General features: G+C 39.2%; 15 protein-coding genes, 2 tRNA genes and 1 pseudogene. 9 read left to right on the forward strand and 9 right to left on the reverse strand.

What is annotated here, in order from left to right:
- Entirely contained in the window at positions 1-2691 is a 2691-nt protein-coding gene (gene rcsD, locus OO184_RS20285) for a phosphotransferase RcsD (RefSeq protein WP_265380743.1), read from the reverse strand.
- A 213-nt stretch (positions 2692-2904) separates the two neighbouring features.
- Here rcsD and OO184_RS20290 point away from each other — a divergent pair.
- Positions 2905-2992: transfer RNA gene (locus OO184_RS20290), tRNA-Ser, on the forward strand.
- Between the two features lie 263 nt (positions 2993-3255).
- Here OO184_RS20290 and OO184_RS20295 read toward each other — a convergent pair.
- The 8 genes from OO184_RS20295 to OO184_RS20330 form a co-directional block, all read right to left on the reverse strand.
- Positions 3256-3882, reverse strand: a complete 627-nt coding sequence (locus tag OO184_RS20295) for a LysE family translocator (RefSeq protein WP_265380744.1) — start codon at positions 3880-3882, stop codon at positions 3256-3258.
- 159 nt (positions 3883-4041) lie between these two features.
- A complete protein-coding gene (locus tag OO184_RS20300; RefSeq protein WP_265380745.1) occupies positions 4042-4989 on the reverse strand; it encodes an ornithine cyclodeaminase family protein in 948 nt (315 codons plus the stop codon).
- Positions 4990-5101: 112 nt separating this feature from the next.
- Entirely contained in the window at positions 5102-5704 is a 603-nt protein-coding gene (locus OO184_RS20305) for a carboxymuconolactone decarboxylase family protein (RefSeq protein WP_265380746.1), read from the reverse strand.
- A 73-nt stretch (positions 5705-5777) separates the two neighbouring features.
- Complete coding sequence (locus OO184_RS20310; RefSeq protein ID WP_265380747.1) at positions 5778-6356, reverse strand: prephenate decarboxylase; 579 nt, start codon at positions 6354-6356, stop codon at positions 5778-5780.
- A 21-nt stretch (positions 6357-6377) separates the two neighbouring features.
- A complete protein-coding gene (locus OO184_RS20315) occupies positions 6378-7325 on the reverse strand; it encodes a branched-chain amino acid transaminase (RefSeq protein WP_265380748.1) in 948 nt (315 codons plus the stop codon).
- Positions 7322-8725 carry a phenylacetate--CoA ligase family protein gene (locus tag OO184_RS20320; protein ID WP_265380749.1) on the reverse strand — a complete coding sequence of 468 codons (1404 nt, stop codon included), beginning with the start codon at positions 8723-8725 and terminating at the stop codon, positions 7322-7324. The genes OO184_RS20315 and OO184_RS20320 overlap by 4 nt, the downstream gene beginning before the upstream one ends.
- A gap of 13 nt (positions 8726-8738) precedes the next feature.
- Positions 8739-9161, reverse strand: a complete 423-nt coding sequence (locus OO184_RS20325) for a DUF2000 domain-containing protein (protein ID WP_036814954.1) — start codon at positions 9159-9161, stop codon at positions 8739-8741.
- Positions 9151-9516 carry a Dabb family protein gene (locus tag OO184_RS20330; protein WP_265380750.1) on the reverse strand — a complete coding sequence of 122 codons (366 nt, stop codon included), beginning with the start codon at positions 9514-9516 and terminating at the stop codon, positions 9151-9153. Before OO184_RS20330 ends, OO184_RS20325 begins: the two co-directional genes overlap by 11 nt.
- Before the next feature lie 591 nt (positions 9517-10107).
- Here OO184_RS20330 and OO184_RS20335 point away from each other — a divergent pair.
- The 8 genes and pseudogenes from OO184_RS20335 to OO184_RS20365 all read left to right on the forward strand — a co-directional run.
- Positions 10108-10183, forward strand: a tRNA-Thr gene (locus OO184_RS20335).
- A gap of 1234 nt (positions 10184-11417) precedes the next feature.
- On the forward strand, positions 11418-11837 hold the full coding sequence (locus OO184_RS20340) for an antiterminator Q family protein (RefSeq protein WP_265380751.1): 420 nt from the start codon (positions 11418-11420) through the stop codon (positions 11835-11837).
- 388 nt (positions 11838-12225) lie between these two features.
- Positions 12226-12774, forward strand: a complete 549-nt coding sequence (locus OO184_RS20345) for a phage neck terminator protein (RefSeq protein WP_446500476.1) — start codon at positions 12226-12228, stop codon at positions 12772-12774.
- Positions 12775-12777: 3 nt separating this feature from the next.
- Positions 12778-14247, forward strand: a complete 1470-nt coding sequence (locus OO184_RS20350) for a DUF3383 domain-containing protein (RefSeq protein WP_265380753.1) — start codon at positions 12778-12780, stop codon at positions 14245-14247.
- 9 nt (positions 14248-14256) lie between these two features.
- Positions 14257-14697, forward strand: coding sequence for a DUF3277 family protein (locus tag OO184_RS20355; protein ID WP_265380754.1), 441 nt, complete (start codon positions 14257-14259; stop codon positions 14695-14697).
- A 114-nt stretch (positions 14698-14811) separates the two neighbouring features.
- On the forward strand, positions 14812-15222 hold the full coding sequence (locus OO184_RS20360; RefSeq protein ID WP_265380755.1) for a phage tail assembly chaperone: 411 nt from the start codon (positions 14812-14814) through the stop codon (positions 15220-15222).
- 134 nt (positions 15223-15356) lie between these two features.
- Entirely contained in the window at positions 15357-15425 is a 69-nt protein-coding gene (locus OO184_RS25365) for a DUF6889 family protein (protein ID WP_376712594.1), read from the forward strand.
- Positions 15415-17140 (forward strand): annotated as a pseudogene (locus OO184_RS20365) (hypothetical protein); the annotation flags it as partial. The gene OO184_RS25365 and the pseudogene OO184_RS20365, both read left to right, overlap by 11 nt.

A 17140-nucleotide genomic window follows, 5' to 3' on the forward strand; every position in this document is an offset into this window, starting at 1 on the left:
TTAGTTACCCTGCTGCAATAGCCTTTTGGTGAAGGACTCAATACGGCTAATGCTATTCTTAATCTCTATTTCGTTACTGTCTGTTATGTGTTGTTCCAGTGTTTCGCAAGAAAGTTTGAGGAGTTCTAAGTCTAACATAGCAAAAACGCCTTTCAGGCGATGTGCTGTTTGCGAAAGCGATATCAGATCATATTGTTCTATATCAGTATACAGCTTATTAATATCTATCGGTACTGTCTCGACAAATAATTGTCGGTAATCGCTATCAATGAGCTGTTTTTGATAACTATTTATGACATTGCCAAAATCGTAATCACTACTTTCATCACTAAATGCCGACGTTTCTAAATTTGCATTAAACTCGTTAAAACTGAAACTTCTCTCAATTAATAACGAAATGGCATTGATAACAGCTTCACTCAGATTGTAGTTACACCTAATATAGTCAGGTTTTATCTGCTCAAAACCGGCCAGATTATCAACCAGTAATATAGTCGATTTTGCCGAATCATAGGGTTTATCTGTCAACATGATATCGTATTCTCGATTCATGCTTTCTTGCTTTTTATCGAAGTAAACAGCGCCATAATGATGCAGATGATTTTGCACAATCTTACGGATCTCCGTATTGCTGATATCCAGTAAGGCAGTAATGTCTTCCAGTAGCGGCGGACATTGGTCTTGGCCGATTATTAAAGGCAGACTGATAGCATAGTGCGTACCCAGGTTGGGTTTGCTGTTTATAGTAAAATGACCATTCAATTTTCTACATAATTGGTTACATAGATAAAAGGTCAGTCCTGAATTGGATTGATATTTATCACCTGTGGCTTGGCTTAAAAATGGGTAATTCAAATTTGTTAAATCTGTTGAATTAAGCCCGGCTCCTGTATCTATAATTTCGATTTGAATTTGCTCTTTATATTCCTGGGAATAACTAACGATGAGAGATATTTTGCCATAAGATGTGAGCGTGATTGCATAATTGATTAACATCAGGACAATTTTACTGATGACAGTGCTATCGCCAATAAATAGTGATTCAGGATTAATATTACAATGATAATAATAATTCAATCCCTTATCATTCATCTTAGGAAACACTTTTTTAATAATATCTTCTAAAATGATTGATAATGAAAACGACTCATTTTTTGCTTGCCATTCCCCTGATTCTAATTCATTGAGTAATGAAATATTCTCGATCCAGTCGGATATATACTCGGATTTAGTTAATAAATTATCGACGATACGAACATTATTTTCTTCTGTGAGAATTTGTTTCAGTTGGTAAGCGATATGATCTAACTCCTTTATTGGTTGTTTTAACTCAGAACGAATATTGGTCAGCATGAACCGCCGAGCTTGTACACTCTTATCGTGTTCCAGGTGAGCAAGTTGTAGACGCCTGCTAATTAATGCTTCCTGATCTTTATCTTGCAGTAAAAACAGATAAGTTTCCGGCAACAGGCGCATGCTGTACATTTTAATTTCATAGACTGAATCGTCAATTGATGTTTGGATGACACCATGATGTTGCTTTGCCATCATCTTAATTTTATTTAAATCGACATTCGGCAACAGATGATCGGCAATGTTATTGCACATAATTATTTGATTTACTGAAAAATCGTAAATCAGTAGGCCAATCGGAATATTAGAGATAATATCGTGACTTAATGCATCCTTGACTTGTAACTCGCGGCTCATAAGGGCGTTTGGAGCGATATATTTTCGACGAATGTAGATAAGCCCACCCAAAGACAGGATAATAAATACTGAATCAGCTAGTAACAACCAGATGTTTCTGTATAACAAATCGATTAGCAAATCTTTGAGTGATATCCGATACAACAGTTTGTATTGCGTACCTTTGAGTGATTGAGAAAATTCGAGCCAGAAACCATTCTGTGAGATATTGACTTTGTTGATTTCATTAGGCGGTTGTTCGTCATCCGACAATAAACTGAAATTTGCTGCTGCCATATCCATAGGAAGAAGATGACAAATAGGCAAATCAAAAGCGATAACTGTTGCCAATTGACCCGGTGAATTAAATGTTGCCCGGTAAGTATAAAAATAGATATTTTCGCCATTTAACTTACGGATTGATGAAATATTTTCCCGTTCATCTAACGCGGTGGATTGCATTAGCATTTCTGAACGTTTTGATTCGGCGGTCAGTGTTAAATAACTCTCTTTAAATCTCAATTCTGGTTTAAGAATTGAGTGAGTTGTTATCAGAAACAGACTGTTATCTTTGCCATTCAGATAGTACATGGAGTTGTATTCATTGCGAGTGCCCCACAAAATCTCCATATAATTGGAAAGGCGTTGTGCCAACTCTACACTTGCAGCGCTGTGGTGACCGAAAACAATCGTGTCGATAGTTTGATAACGATTCTCAAGCCAGTAAACATCAGGTCGTAGCTTCATCGGCGTGACGGATTCTTGCGGTCTAAAAGATGAGCTGTTGGCTTGTTTAAAGATAGAATTAGCGTGGTAACGATAATCTTCTATCTGTAATACTATTTTGGTTGCAACACTATTTAGCGCATACTTTTTCCCCATTAACCAGGCGTTGAAGTAGTTATAGCTGTATAAAAACAGGGAAACGAAAAGCAGAATAATGAACAGACCGTAGTAACGGTTTATGGTTGATGAATTAATAGAAAATTGTTTGTTATACATTCGTTGAGTAAAAGCCTTATTAATTGCTTGGCTGTTTAGCGAGCTCGTTAAATTGGTGAATCTCATGATTCGATGTATTTAGGCTAATTTTAGCAGGATTGGGGCGGGAAAGGATATTGTAGATTGAGGATTGAGCGAACAGTAAAGAAATTACAGAATTTTTACGATAGAGACTAGACATATTATCATGTTAGGAGCATAATCCCGCGTCATGGAAGGATGGCCGAGCGGTCGAAGGCAGCGGTCTTGAAAACCGCCGATGGGAAACCATCCTAGAGTTCGAATCTCTATCCTTCCGCCAAATATTGACCCTATGCATATTCTGTGCATAGGGTTTTTTCATTTCCATATGCCATTCAGATAATTAATCCATTTTCATGACCATAAGGTGACCATTCATAGAGGCACTGCCATCTGAGCCTTTTTCGTAAGCAAAAGTTCCCGTATTGTTATAAGGTGCTCCTTTGTAATTTATGGCGTGTCCACGATTTATTGACAAGAATGGTTTTTCAGGACGGATTCTTGTTCAATAAAACCGTGGAAATGGTAAGAAATTAGACTTTTTTAATCGGCTTTGAATAGCATAGTTACAGCGGTTACGAACATAATAATAGCTGCACCTTTAAATAAAATTCGTTGGGCCCGTTGGCTTGATAACAGATGTCGAATACTGAGAGCGCCGAGAATAAATACCGCTCCTACGCTGAATAAAACAAGCACCGTCAGTGGTACTAACATGAGCCCCCAGTTTTGCAACGAGATAGATTCCATGTTAATTACCAAAGGTAATAGCGCGAGATAGAAGGCAATGGTTTTAGGATTGCTTAACGTTAGAGTGAGACCAGATAACCAGGCCGCAGCTAGTTCCTTTTTCTTAATGGGTTGGTCTTCGCCAATGGGTTGATGATCGGCAAACCAGAATTGCCATGCTAAATAACTCAAATATAGTGCCGCTCCCCATCTTATAGCAACAAATAAGGTATCAAAGCTACTGGCAATAACAGACAAACCAAAGACTGCAAAAGACAAATAAGTGAGATCGCCGATAATCAGACCAAATAACACACTAAATCCCGCTAATGCTCCACTACTCACACTTCTGGCAACCAATGCTGCCATTCCTGGGCCGGGTATCGCCGCAGCAACAGTCAATGCTGCTGTATAGGTTACTATTTGTGACACTTCTAGCATATCTTTCCTCTCAAAATTACACCTTGAAGTAACAGAACATAGAAATGTCACTTGCGTATGCAAGTGACAAGTGATAAATAAGGGCTCTTTAGTATAGACAATAACGACATTTTTCTAATACTGAACGTCTTAAGTTTGGCATATTTTTATCCAAAACAGTTAAGACATTTTTATTAGTTGTCGGATGACTTCCCGAGAAAATACCATATCTTGAACAGCCAAACCAACGGATTGGAAGATAGTCACACCCTGATCGCACAAATTGGAATGAGATTGAGAAACGGTACCAATTTCTATTCCAATGTCTGACCCGTTAAGAATACCTTTCTCCCTTGCTTTAATAACAGATTGAGAGGCAGCAAGTACCGATTCATTGGAATCAGTAAATAGGGTGGTATTGTTATACATATCTTCGCTAAGTTCCTGAAACCCCAAGGCCGAAGCGCCAATAGCATTGACATGACATTTAACCGGCAACTCTTTTCTATTGAGTATAGGGGCACGCGATGCTGTGGTCGTGCAAATGATGTCACTATTGAGTACAGCCTCAGCAGGTGAGGCTGCGATCGAAATGGGAAGATTAAGTGTTTTATCACACCATGTGACAAATTCACGGCATCTTTCTGCATTACGACCCCATAAAGTGACTTCTTTAATTGGGCGTACATATAACATGGCCTGCAAATGTGCTTTTGCTTGTAAGCCAGTGCCAAGTATTGCCAACCGGCTGGCATCCTTTGCGGCAAGAAGATGGGTTGCATAGGCAGAGGCGGCGGCTGTACGAATTTCTGTGATAGCGCCGGCATCTACCGCTGCAATCCCTGAAACACCTGGTTCGTCGTAAACCAACACACTACCGATGTGTGAAGGTTTATCGCTATTGCTTTGAAACCTCACTACCACCGATTTTAACCCAAACCCTTTGTATGGCCCCTCTTTAATATAAATCGGCATGGTGCCCATTAAGCCGTCTTCGCCTTTCACGATATTGCGTAAAGGTTGCTCTACTTTTCTCTCCGATTGCAATTTAAATGCTATTTCACTTAGCTTAAGGCTGAGTTCCATAGTCAAATAACGTTCAACGGTTTCTTTATCGACATAAAGCATATTGATGCCTTTTAATATCAGTTATATACCCGTTATCTTTCAAGCTGCCTCTTTGTTGGCTGCACTCACTCCGGTCACATAGTTATCTATCACATAGTTATCTATCACATAGTTATCTATGCTCCCGGGGATTCGCTCCCTTGCCGTCGCAATGCATCTTGAAATCCATTGGGTATAGATCGTCTAATTTGAATTTATCATCAATTTCAGTTCCGGCAATGCTATTGAGAATTGTCGACATATTCTTTTGAGAAACACCTAATACGACATCTAACATATTCTGTTTGCTAAAACCGCGGCTTAAGAATAGGTCAATGGCATCTCTTTTCAATTGTCCCCGGCAGTAAATAACTTCTATGGTAAATTCACGTAGCGCCAATAATCGTGGGGAAAGATCGTCGGTTTTTTCAATCAATGCCTTAACTGTTTTTTTGTCCACACCATTATGAATTGCAATATAAGCGTGTGCCTGAACTGTATAATTACAACCATTTTCTATTCCGGTTGTAATCCACACCACAGCTTTTTCTTCTTCATTCAGTGAGCTATCAATAAATAAATCGTGTGCTCGTTGATAAGCAGCTAATAGTGAAGGGGATTCTGACATATAACCACTTTGGTTAGGTATCCAGCCGAAATCATTAATCGAACTTTGAAGTAATTTTTTACTTTTTTCAGGTGTAGTAGTAATAGTGTGCAAAGTAAGTAAAGACATAATAACCTCTGTATATTATATTGAAGTTTTAAATAGATCTATATATTTTCTTATCTTAAAGCAAGGTTAGCTTTTATGTGGCTGTAAATACTGACCAAAGCATTTGAATCGGTCGAATATGAGAAATAAATTTTAAATTGTGTAATTTTGCTGCCACTTCTGTCGTGAGTGCGGCATCTACCTCTGAATTAGCGACGGCTTTTGCCGCTGAACTGGTTGAATCTTTAAAGATAATGTCTGCAATTTTTAGATTATCAGGCAACAACTCAGGGATTAAAGCCTTTGGCGCCGGATGGGTTGCAATGACGATATTATCTGTAGTTAATTCATCACGAACAGCGATACCATAATTAGGCGTGTAATTTAAAAATGCGGATGACAAGTTAAACCTGTTATCCATATAAAACTCACTGATATTGTAATAAGCATTGGCTACTACCAATGCCTGGCAGTTGTTTAAAATAATTTGATTACTCGCTTCTTCGTAAGTATTACATAAAGCAACTTGGTAACTTTTGGCGACTTTATTTTTAATGGCGAATTCACCAAAACGAATAGCCGATTGTTCGCTACTTGTACCTGATGGGCCTAAGGTAGCAATATTTATAACATCAAATGTATCTTTGTTGAAACTAAAAAAAACACATTCCATGATGTTTCTCCTGGAATTACACTAATAAACCGGGTTTAACCAATGTGAGAATTGATCTATTCTGCCTCTAATGATTTCTTGGTAATCTTTGGCAATAACATTGGCTATAGAATCTTCTTTTTGTATATATAATACATTGTCTATTTGCGAAACAATTGATATTTCAAGGCCAGTGCCTGTTAAAAAGCAGGCATCTGCTTCATAGAGATCCTTTTGTTGAATTTCTGACTCAATACAGGGAATATTGCGGAATTTACAAATATCGAAAACAGATTGTCTGGTTATTCCATTGAGTATACCAGCGCTAAGCGATGGTGTAATAACGCAATTGTCCTTAACAATAAAAACATTTGATGTACTTGCTTCTGCACACATGCCTTGTTCATTTAGCATGATAGCATCATCAAATCCATTTTCTTTGGCATCTTCATGAGCAAGTGCGGAATTAACATAAGTGCCGGTAATTTTGGCAGATGATGGAATTGCCGCATTTGATACACGTCGCCATTTTGAAATAAGGCATTTAAACTCTGCTTTTTTGGCATAAGCGCCCATAGGTAAAGCGTTAATACAGAGGGTTGAGTTGACGCCGCTTAGCTTAACGCCAAATTTCTCACCCGGCATTAACGACTTTTTAAGCGCTAATGGCCTGATATAAATATCCTGTTTGAAACCATTTTTAATGATGATGTTTTTAGTAATGTCGGTTAACTCCTGACTGGTATAGGGCAACTCAATTTTTAATGTTTTAGCTGATTGAATTAACCGTTCATAGTGCTCATGCACTCTAAATAGATTAAGTTGGTTATTGTCTTGATCCCAATAAGCTCGGATTCCTTCAAATGTACCGGTGCCATAATTTAAAGCTTGTGTATTGGCAAGAAAGGTCGCATTGCTAAAATTGAGATATTCCCCATCTAGAAATACAATCCAATCTTTATTCACTGGGCTAACGATATTATTTGTCATTTAGTTGCCCTCTTTTTCATGATTTCTAAAGCTGAATTTCGTTCAATATTGTTGGTATCATCTCTCAGATCATGGATACGTGCTGCTTTCCAGCTTACCATTGCTGCGGTTCCAATCAGTCCACCAACATCTCCTACATGGATGTCGACATGCATATTGAATTTGGATTCCATTTTTTGTTTTATCTTGCTAATGAGTGACGCATTATTTAATTCATCACATGGCTCTAAAGTGATCTTAAGCTCATCTGTACCGGTGGTATTGTTGATTTCAATAAAGTATTCGAAACAATATTCGAGTTCTTCAAAGATGGCATTTTCGATATCAAAAGCATATACATTAGCATTGTTTAATACTAATACATCTTTTACTCTGCCGATGGGTTCTATTTCCCATTGATTTAAGCCTATTGCTTTACACCGAACCATATCCCCTGTTTTGTAGCGAATCAGAGGTTTATTCCCTTTATATAAATGGGTAATTACTAATTCACCGGCAACGTGATTATCACCAACATTGAGTTTTTGCTGAGTAAAAGGGCAAATGAGTTCGTAGTAATTGTTGTATGGAATAGTAATAAGCTTATTGGTGTCGTTACAAGCTGCCAGGATTGACGTTTCTTGTGAAGCATACATACAGTTGTAAATTTTGGCGCCCCAATTCCGAGATAAGTTTCTTAATCTATTTGGCGTAATGAGTTCGCCAAGAACTAAAATGATCTCGATACCTAATTCTTTTGCATCACATGCATTATTTCGGCAATATTTTAGCAACTCAGCGGCGACTGCGGGTGTGCAAACTAAAGCGGTTATTTTGAGGTCTTGTATTAGCCTTAACACTCTGTGCATACCAACAACCGGCGAACGAGGCCACATTTTGATAACGGTATGCCCTAAACTGCGAAATACATCTTCAAATGTATCTCCAGTGGAGTGCAATTCTGTTGGACCCATCACGCCAATAATGTGTTGTTTGCCTTCCTGATTAAAAATAGACTCATATTGCAGAGTCAGAAAACTATTATTGACTAAAGAATCTATTTCATTGCGAGGACAGGGCGTGGATGGCCCAGTTGTTCCCGTGGTTTCATAATATATCCAGGCATTGCTCAGGCTATCTGAAGATATCGTATTTCCTGCCTTACTTAAATCTAATTTTGTGGTAAAGGGCAGTTTTTCAACAAATGAGGATAAATTGTCATCATTATTTGGGTTTATTGTATTTAGGCGATCTTGATAGAAAGTTGAACCATTTTTTGTATAATTTATGATTTCTTTCAGCTTTTCATATTGTATTTTTTCCAATGCAGAAATATCTATCTCGCCAGATAGATATCTTTTTAATTCGGTAAGGTACTTCAGCCCTAACTCATGAAGATCGGTTCTAAAAATGGAATACATATATGCTACCTGGTTATTTATAAAGTGGTAAGTTGCCAGTGAGTTTATTGATGTCTTTCTTTGGTCCAACTATGCCAATGCCGGACAACTTCAATTCATCCGAATGTTCAGCCGATAATTTCCCTTCGTATTCCTCATATGTTCTGCATGATTGCGCTAAACAGGAAAAAGGGCTCAATTTAAAATTATCGTTAGATTTTAATTCATTATGAATAGCATCCAGTACATCATGGCTTGCTTTCAAAATAGGCAAAGGCGTCTTAATGACACCGGGATAACAAATGCTATCTTTACTAAAGACATCGTGCCCTACAATGCCGTTAATATTTCTGCCAATTGAAACACTAATGACGCTCAATGCATTCATGGCTAACCCAAGTGGTAGACTATCAGCGATAACGACGACACTTTTATGTAGGTTTTCGTCAAACTCCATACGACTTTCCTATTGACTGAGTAAAATTTATCAACTTATTTACATCGATAATAATATCAGAGACTGTCCATGTACTTATTTCTTTCCATAGCACTACGCCTTTTATATGATCGGGATGATGCATATATATGTTCAGGTCTTCGTAACTTTCAAAGTAGCCAATTAAACTAAAGTCAACCGATTGTTTTCTGTCTACCGTACTGCGACCACAAAACCATCCTTTTATTTCACTTATCTCATTTATATGATTTAAAGTCACCTTCTCGGCTAATATAGCTTTTTCACTATCCCAGCTTATTCCATCCTTGAAGGTAAATAAGACTTGATGTGCAATTAAGTTATTTTCGCCCAGCATAATTTACCTCATAATTGATAATTTTGAGTTATAATAACCTATAGAAATGATTTAACTTACACTTAATATTAGCGCATACCTAGTTTAGTTTTTTTGATTTGCGTCTAATTTAAATAGCATATTGCATTTATAGCAGTCAACTATTTCCCTGTGGTAATAATTCAAAGCAAAGTGGAAAAATTGTGATTCTGACAATGGTAAGAAAGCTATTATAGCTTGTTTCTTAAATGTCTTATCTTCCACTGCTACCGAACAATAAGGCTACTTTATAACCATAACCTATTTTCTGATAGTTGGTAAAGATAATAAAACATTTCGTTACTATTTCTGATTTGTCAGTAAGTGAGCTGTTTTTTTTGATGTTAAAATAACCAGATCGTCGGTTGCATCATAATAAGGAATTAAAGCAGTTCTGAGGATTCATGGCGGCAGCCTTGCATTAGTGGGCTTTCAAGTCATGGTATGTTGTTAAGCATGTCACCAATGATAAGTGTTTTGGTAATATTTTTAAATAATCTATTATTTATGCTTGATTGTTTGCGTTGGGTTGTAATATACTGCGCACGCTTTCGGGGGCTAGCCCTGAAATACGCCGGCTTAGCTCAGTTGGTAGAGCAACTGACTTGTAATCAGTAGGTCACCAGTTCGATTCCGGTAGCCGGCACCAAATCAAATAAGAAGCCGTTATCTTTTCAGAAGGTAACGGCTTTTTTCTTGCTCCATTTCGGATTGCTCTGTTTATATATCCAGTAATTGTTGCTATTTTCATCCCCTGTTTAAATCGACATCTGAATTTATCGTATAGTTAAACTTACTGTCAGGCAGTTAGGAATGAAACAGAATAACTAAGAATAAAAGATGTCAAACTTTTAAATAATGCAGATTTATTTTCGCTTGTAAAAGCTAACAGAGAAAAATATTGGCATTTGGGGTATCAGTTTTCCAGCATGAAAAAATGTTTGCTATCGGCATGTATCTATCTATTCGTCTGACGAGAGCGGAAAATAAGATGGGGCAGGATAGAAAATAGCAGAGGATATTGGTGTTGCAAAAGAGTATCAGATAAAATTAATTTCAGATCAGGAGAATATTTTTGCTAACTATCTACTGAATAGCATAAGTTTAAAAGTCTCATTGATCGGAAGAGGATATAGTCTGACAGTGTTAAAACTTTTCACGTAGATATTTACCTGATAATCGGTAATTTATCGTTAATAACATTAATCCTGTCGATGTCTTAAATGTCTGGTCTAATCTGGTGGAGATATTTAGAATGGGGTTATTGAGATCTCACATTTGCACCGGTTAGTTGCTTATCACGCTGTAAACAGGCCGATTTCTGTGGTCTTCGACATAGGTGTAGGAATCATTCTTAATCGGCATTTTACGAAGGGTTTCAAAGTGGAACCAAAATATTTTTTACACTCAAATATCCATGAGGCAAAAAATATGTGCTATTTTTTATTTAATGCATTTTTCATCTCATAATAAAAAGGGGGTGTTATGTTGCTTGAAAAATTTTGATAAATAATAAAGAACATGCGTGTTGCTTTAGGCGCTAAGCGTTTTAAAGGAAGGTACATTAGAGGATTAAATGAAGATTATAAATTTGTATAATAAATACGTGGATGAGGAAGATAAACACCTTATGACCATCCGTATTAATAACGATATTTATGTGTTTTCCTCTGAAACTAAGCTTGGTCCAGAATAGGGGTTATTTACTATTGATGTTTAATAGACTAAGTAAGCATGTGTATTTAAACGATGTAGTTACGTAGCAGAGAAACACAAAAATAGAGAATGATAAATTTGTTATAATGCCGAATGCATGGACGCATGAGACCATCATGAAAATAATTTTTACTACTATTTGTTACTAAAAGTTAAGGTCAAAATATATGCGCAATATTCAACAAGTTTTAGAGTGTTGGGGCGGTTGGGTTGATGATGCCACAGGTGTTAATTGGCCACCGATCGCTGCTGGATTTAAAGGTCTAATTGCGTCAACTCGTTCATTACGCCCTTCCTGCTGTGATAACGATGGCTTGATCATTGATGCTTGTATCGCAAAGTTGCAGACGGTAGATAAGTCTGAAGAAATTGAAGTTTTATTTATGTACTACGCTTTGGGGATTTCCAAACGATCCATCGCGCGTTTAATTAAAGTACCTGATATTGAAGTACGTTCCCGGTTGCAAAAGGGTGAAAGTTTTGTTCAGGGATGCTTGGCTATGCTCGATATTAAGTTAGAAATGGATGATGAAATACAAAAACACAAAAGGCTTGCGCGTACGCAAAAAGCTATGGTAGTGTACTAATTAGTTAAAGTTGCGAATAAGCGCAAAGGCTAGTAAGCCTTGATTAAGCTTAATAAGCCCCGATAGAAATATCGGGGCTTTTTTCATTCAGCTTTTGCAGATAATAAGGTCGCATTGTGTTGAGGTCGCATTGTGTTGAGGTCGCATTGTGTTGAGGTCGCATTGTGTTGAGGCTGCATTGTGTTGAGGTCGCATTGTATTGAGGCTGCATTGTATTGCGGCCTTTTTCGTATTTGCCGTCGCGAATTACTTACGCCTATTTTTTTACCTTTTTCGCGGTCGGTATCCCTATTAAATCAATCATAACTTGGTGCTGAGAACTAAACCCTTATACAGGCTTGGTTTATCTAGTTACAGGGCGAATTATTGCTGTTTGATGGAGGTATTTTTGATGAGCAACGGTAGTGATAAAGCGGGTTGGTTAACACCTGTCACATCTGGGCCTGAGTACGATGATGAGCTGGAGCACATACTGAGTCGTTGGGTGGAGGGTGTTTCTGGTTTGTCTGACGATAAAGTGCGTTCTCGATGGATATCAGCACAACTGCCTCCGTTACTGGCAGATGATGACTGGTGTGATTTTGTTATCACGGATTTTATTGCGGATGCCTCGCCTGCTTTTGAGAACCAGACTGATGAAGGAACCAAGTTATGGCGTCATGAAGAAATTGTGTGCTTGGTTTCCTTTTATGGCCCGAACAGCCAACGGTACGGCGCCCGTTTTCGTGATGGGCTGGCGGTCAGCCAGAACAATGATGAGTTGGAGCGTTTCGGTCTTTCAGTAGACAAACTCAGTCGGCTGACGTCTTTACCGGAACTTATCAATAACCAGAAGGTGCGTCGTTATGACATGACGATCACCTTGCGGCGAAAAGTAGTGCGTGAATACGGTGTTAAATCACTGGTGGAAGCGCCTGTCAAATTCTTAGGAGATTAAATTATGCAGGGTTTACCTGTTTCAAACATTATCAATGTCACGTTGAATATGGCTCCTCATGCGGCTCAGTCCCGGAACTTTGGTGCGTTATTGATCATTGGCGCAAGCAACGTGATCAATCCTCACGAACGTTTACGCCGGTATTCGGATATTGATGGCGTCGGTGCTGATTTTGGACTGACTTCACCAGAATATCAGGCCGCAGCGCTTTATTATTCCCAGTCGCCACGTCCTGTTGATTTATATATTGGTCGGTGGGCTAAGGACAATGTGGTCTCCTCTTTACAAGGAGCCGTATTGGCTAAACAGCAGCAAATTATTAGCAAATTTACTGCTATCACCGATGGTTCTTTTAAGTTGACGATTAACGGTAAAGAAACGGTATACAACGGCATCGATTTGAGTAAAGAGACCAATCTAAATGGAGTCGCTCAACGGGTGGCGGATAAATTGAAAGATTGTTCAGTCACATATGATAGCTCCTCTTCACGTTTCGCTATTATGCCGAATTCAGCGAATATTGTTGGTTATATTTCACCAGCAACGATGGGAACTTATATTGGTGATTTATTAAAGCTGGACGAAATATCGGGTGCTACCGCTATCGAATCTACCAAAGCAGAAACCATTGCTGAGGCGGTAGCGACGCTGGGTGCAGCATCCAGCGGCTGGTATGGGCTGGTTATTGCTGATAATTCTCTGACGGATGAAGATATTCTGTCTGTTGCTGATTACATCGAGTCTGCATCTGTTTCCCGTATCTATGGACATACAGCGCAAAAAGCAGACGTATTGGATGCTGACGTTAAAACCGATATTGGTACGAAACTGAAAGAGAAAAACTATCAGCGCACGCTCTGGCAATATTCAACCGGTAAACCTTATACCGTTGCTTCTCTATTTGGACGTATGTTTACCGTCAATTTCAACGGTAATAACACCACTATTACCCTGAAATTTAAACAGGAACCCGCTGTAATCGCAGAAAACCTCACCGCAACGCAAGCCAATATATTGAAGATGCAAAACGGCAACGTTTTTGTTAAATACAGCAATGATACTGCCATTATTCAGGAAGGTGTCATGGCGAATGGGGATTTCATTGATGAGCGTCATGGCTTGGATTGGTTACAAAACTACGTTCAGAACAATCTTTATAACCTGCTTTACACCAGCACCAGCAAGATCCCACAGACTGATGAAGGTGTTACACGTTTAATCACCAATATTGAACAGTCACTTTCTCAGGCGGTGACAAATGGATTAATCGCTCATGGCGTATGGGGAGGCGATCCAATCGGCGCATTGGATACTGGCGCAACATTGACCAAAGGTTATTACGTTTACGCACCGCCAATTGCGACACAGGCACAAGCTGATCGGGAAGCTCGAAAAGCGCCAGTTATTCAGTGTGCAATCAAATTAGCAGGCGCTGTTCACTACGCTGATGTCATTATTAATGTAAACAGATAAGGGTTGAAAATGGCTACATATTCTTTTCTTGATGTTTCCGCTTCTATTACGGGAGTCGGCGGCTCTTTTGATCTTGGTAACGGCGCCGCGCTCTCGGATGAGGGGATTACAGTCACTATGTCGGAGAGTAAAAACACCATGACCACTGGCGCAGACGGAGAAGTCATGCATTCATTGCATGCAACCAAGTCTGGAACCATTACGGTTAATTTACTTAAGACCAGTTCAGTCAACGCCAAACTGAATGCGATGCTCAGTGCGCAATCACTTTCATCAGCAGCATGGGGCAATAACGTGATTGTTATTCGCAATAAACAAAGTAACGACATTGCTGTTGCACGTTCCGTCGCCTTTCAGAAACAGCCTGATTTGCAGAATGCCAAAGCCGGTAATACCGTTGCCTGGATCTTTGATTGCGGAAAAATCGACATCATGTTAGGCACATTCTAACCAGCTTGCTTCACAAACATTTAAATCACCGTCAAATCTGCCGGAGCATTTGTCCGCATTTTTAACATCGGACTTATGCTGCGGTAGTTTGAGTGAGCTTGAGGATAAGTGATCATGGAATTTGAAGTTGATGGTAAAAAATATCGCGGTGGTAAATTGAACGCTTTTCAGCAACAGGATTTAGCAGTGGCTTTGGCTCCGGCTATTCCGGCACTTGGGCCGCTGATGAAAAAGATTGTGACAGCTAAAAGCGATGATGGGGTAGCGGGCTTTGAAGAAGTGCTTCCTTATTTGGTTGAATCTATCAACGCGTTAGGAAAATCTAACCGGCATGAAATTAATGATATTTGCTTATCAGTGGTTTCTCGTGAACAAAATGGGATTTGGAGTCGGATTTATGAATCTGATGGGCAGGTATTGATGTTTGATGACATCAACGGCTTTGAACTGTTGAAAATTGTCGGTTTTATTATCCGAGACTCATTGGGAAATTTTTTTCCCGCCCCATTAGAGAGCGCAATGTAATCCCAGGACAAGCCAGTTTAAATTTTGAAACCCTCCCGAAAGGGCGTGATTATCTGTTACGCCCGGTCATTGCGGGCATGTGCCGTTATGAATCATTGAAAAATGGTGTTCTTGACCTGGCTGATATTGCATTGATGAATGATGCCCTTGATGTTAAATCAGAAAATGAAGCCGTGATAGAGAGGTGGCGAAGTGAGCAATAACGTTGAAACAACGAAAGATTTTCTGGGATCGCTTAAGTTTGATGTTGATGAAGCCGGACAGAGTAAATTTATATCTGTTATCACTGAAGTCACGGTTAATGTTCTCAAAATGGGGGAGGAAATTAAAAACGCAGCCCTAACGGTTATTAACTTCACCACTCAAATTGCCAACGGTTTGGATAAACTTTATTGGCAGTCACAGAAAACAGGGGCAACGGCTGAAAAAATTAAGGCCATTGGTTACGCCGTCAGTCAAGCAGGCGGAAGTGTTGAAGGGTTTAATCAATCTCTTGAGGGCGTTGCCAATTTCCTACATAAAAATCCAGGTGGTGAAGGATTATTGCGGAACATTGGCGTTCAAACCCGAGATGTAAATGGCAACCTTCGAGATACGGCATCTTTAGTAGCACAGGTGGGTGAGCAGTTATCGAAAATGCCGATGGATCGCGCTAATCGATATGCCAGTAAACTGGGTATTGATGAAAATACCTTGATGGCTATGCGTCATGGGATTGGTCAATATGTCGTTGAATATCAGGACATGGCGAAAACCGTAGGTTATAACCCGACTAAAGCAACGCAGCAATCTCACCAATTTATAGAGCGCATGAATGCTTTAGACAATTTGTTTGGGATGATAAAAGAAAAAATAGGCGCAGATTTGGCGGGGGGATTGACTGGACGCGTCGAATCATTTCAACAAATCATCCTGCTTAATTTCCCTAAAATAGAAAAGGTTATTACTCGTGTATTGAATATCGTACTGGGTTTGGCTGATGGTATAACATTATTAGTCACTCGCGCTGGTGAAGCTATTAGTGATTTAATTGGCTGGTGGGACAGACTGGATGACAGTACAAAAACGGTTATTAAAGCACTAGGTGGCTTACTATTTGCGTGGAAAATCTTAAATACCGCCTTTATGACTTCGCCGATAGGGATGATTACTGCACTGGCGGCGGCGCTACTTTTGCTTTATGAAGATTATAAGGTCTGGAAAGAGGGCGGTAAGCATTTTATTGATTGGGATAAATGGAAACCCTCTATTGATGAATTCCTTAAAGCTATTGAAAAAATCTCTGGTTGGATAAATCAAGGGGCCAAAGCCGTTGGCGGTTGGGAAAATGTATTAAAGGGATTTGCGGCCTTCATTGCAGTTGCATGGGCTGCGAAGATGATTAAAGGAATATCCAGTGTGACAAGTGAGATTCTTAATTTGGCTAAAGCGTCAAAATTTGTCACCAGAGGCGGAATATTAGGTAAAGTGGGAGTTGCTGGAGCCACTGCTGTTGTATCAGAGCCATATATCGATAAAGCACTTAATCGGGCTTTTGGTGGATATGATTACTTTCAGCGAATTAGGACTGCGAAAACTTGGCATGATTTTGGTGCTGCTCTTATTGGGGAAGGTAATGCCTATTGGGATAAAAAAGGGAGTTGGGTAGATAAACGTGGAGAAAGCGCCCTCCCGAAAGGATATTCTCAGTTTGCGGCAGATATTCCTGGCAATGCTCCTGTAGTCATGCAAAAGCCGGATAAAACAACAGATGGGCAAAATAATCAGCCATTTAATCAAGATAATCCTAAAGTCAGAATGATGAGATTGACTAATTCTGATGTGATACAAAGATTGATTAATAACATGATGATGGGGGCAAGTGGTAATACTCCTTATTTATCCGAGCCTGCCAAAACGGCGATTATCGGAGCACCAC

It is taken from the genome of Photorhabdus aballayi, from assembly GCF_026153155.1.
Taxonomy (GTDB): domain Bacteria; phylum Pseudomonadota; class Gammaproteobacteria; order Enterobacterales; family Enterobacteriaceae; genus Photorhabdus; species Photorhabdus luminescens.